Here is a 1437-nt window from a genome sequence, read left to right as displayed (position 1 = left end):
CCGCACGGCGGTGGGGCGCACGGTGCGGCGTGGACGGGCCCCGCGAGGTAGGACTGCCAGTTCTTCGGCGCGTGCGGCGGCGGGGCCGGGTGGTGGGCGGCATCCGCGGCGGCCGGACCGGCGGCGCCGAGGGTGAGGCCGGTGGCGGCGACCGCGGCCCCGCCCAGGCCGGCCTTCAAGACGGTGCGCCGTTGCGCGCCGGGGGTGCGGGGCTCTTCTCCGCTGGGGACGTTGGGCATGTGCGGCTCCCGACTGGTGCAGATTTATAACGATTCAACAGCAGGTGGCGAGGAGAGACTACAAGCGCCCTCCCAGGACGTCCAGAGTGACGAGTCGGCGGGTGATCCTTCCCTGCGGCGCCAACTTCCCATTTTGAATCGTTACTTGGCGCTCGGCGGGATCAACGGGCCCGCAGGCTGGAGCCGCGCACCACCAGTTCGGGCTGGAGCACCACCTGGCGGTGCTCGTGGCGGCCGGGCTCGTCCGAGGTCTCCTCCAGCAGCATCTCCGCGGCCAGCCGGCCCATCGCCGCGGCCGGCTGGCGTACCGACGTCAGCGGTACGGCGGCCGCCGCGGCGAACTCGATGTCGTCGTAGCCGACGATCGCCAGGTCCTCGGGAACCCGCAGCCGGGCGGAGAAGAGCGCCTGGAGCACACCCAGCGCGAGCAGGTCGTTGGCGCAGAAGACCGCGCTGGGCCGGGGCACCAGGCCGAGCAGGCGGGCCCCGGCGTCCCGCCCGGCCGAGACGTCGAGCCGCTCGGCGGTGATCACGGTGAGCGCGGAGCGCGGCACGCCCGCCTCGTCCAGCGCGGCCAGCGCGCCGGCCCGCCGGTCCCTGACCTGGGGCCAGTCGGGCGGGCCGCCCACGTAGACGATGGACCGGTGCCCGGCCGCGATCAGGTGCCGCACGGCCAGGCGTCCGCCCACCACGGAGTCCACCGAGACCGAGCAGGCCGCGTCGTCGGCCGACACCCGGTCGACGAGCACGAACGGGATCGACTGCCCGCGGAGCACGTCGAGACTGCGCCCGGTCGGATCGGCTGGGGTGACCAGGACGCCGCGCACCCGCTGGGTGGCGAACAGCGACAGGTACTCGGACTCCTGCGACCGGCTCTCCGCGCTGTTGCCCACCATCACCCCCAGGCCGGCCTGCCGCGCGGCCCGTTCCGCCCCGCCGGCCACAGCGGCGAAGAACGGGTTGCCCATGTCCAGGACGAGCAGCGCGACCAGGCGGCTGGCGCCGGCCCGCAGGTGCCGGGCGTGCTCGCTCCTGACGTAGCCGAGCCGGGAGATCGCCGACTGCACCCGGGCCCTCATCGCTTCGGAGACGATCTCCGGCTGGTTGATGACGTTGGAGACGGTACCGACCGAGACACCCGCCTCCCGTGCCACGTCCTTGATGCCGATCCGGGGTCTCACCATGCGGTCCTCCCGTC

General features: G+C 73.8%; 1 protein-coding gene and 1 pseudogene. Both read right to left on the bottom strand.

Going from position 1 to position 1437, the window contains the following annotated elements; all coding sequences use genetic code 11:
- Positions 1–239: pseudogene (locus GA0115240_RS26140) on the bottom strand (hypothetical protein); the annotation flags it as partial.
- A 161-nt stretch (positions 240–400) separates the two neighbouring features.
- Entirely contained in the window at positions 401–1423 is a 1023-nt protein-coding gene (locus GA0115240_RS26135) for a LacI family DNA-binding transcriptional regulator (RefSeq protein ID WP_202451752.1), read from the bottom strand.
- Between the last annotated feature and the right edge of the window lie 14 nt (positions 1424–1437).

This window comes from Streptomyces sp. DvalAA-14 (assembly GCF_900091855.1).
Taxonomy (GTDB): Bacteria; Actinomycetota; Actinomycetes; order Streptomycetales; family Streptomycetaceae; genus Actinacidiphila.
This window is presented reverse-complemented; position numbering and strand designations above follow the sequence as displayed.